This is a genomic window from Mesorhizobium sp. M2A.F.Ca.ET.042.01.1.1 (genome assembly GCF_003997405.1).
GTDB lineage: Bacteria > Pseudomonadota > Alphaproteobacteria > Rhizobiales > Rhizobiaceae > Mesorhizobium.
This window is the reverse complement of record NZ_RZRX01000624.1, coordinates 1-647: the sequence shown is the minus strand read 5'-3', so window position 1 is coordinate 647 and position 647 is coordinate 1. Positions and strand designations below refer to the sequence as shown.

Sequence of the window (647 nt, the reverse complement as noted above, 5' to 3'; positions counted from 1 at the left end):
GGTGGAATGACGGCGAAGTTGATCTCCAGGGGCGGCGCCCTGAGCGACCAGTCGAAAGACACCGTCTTGACCGGCAGGCCGTCGGTCCAGGCCAATTGCCGCGGCGTGAGTGGCCAGCCTTTCGGCCATACCAGCAGCATTCCCTGATCCCGCAGGCGCTGGTCCGTGATCCATGGTGCGAGGCGCCTGTCGAGAGCGGTGAAGATGGAAGGCTGGTCCGCGGCTTCCAGCCCGGCAAGCCTGGCCACGCCGTCTTCGCCGCCGACAATGCCCAACGGCCCGGGCACCGCCTCATGCCATATCGTCTCGGCCGTCCGCGAGATCGATTGCGCCGGCCAGCACATCGGCTGCAGGCGACCGCGGACGTTGCAGCCGGTCCAGCGGGTGACAGCGTAGGCGCTCGACACGGCGACCACGCATAGCAGGGCCAGCACCGTCAACCGGCGCAATTCCTTTGCTCCCAGCCGGTGACCCAGGAGCGCGATCACCAGGGCGCCCACGAGATTGTACATCGTCGCGCCCCAGGATTCGCCGGTGCCTGTGAGCAGCGAGGCGATCATGATGAGGAGTGCTGGCCCCAGACCCATCCATGCCAGGTAGATAATAGCGCGCCGCTCGGGAGCCGGGTGGGGCTGCAGGGGTTCTTG

The 647-nt window shown here is 67.2% G+C and carries 1 pseudogene; it reads right to left on the bottom strand.

The annotated features are described in order from the left end of the window. Positions 1–560: pseudogene (locus tag EOA23_RS35235) on the bottom strand (glycosyltransferase family 39 protein); the annotation flags it as partial. Between the last annotated feature and the right edge of the window lie 87 nt (positions 561–647).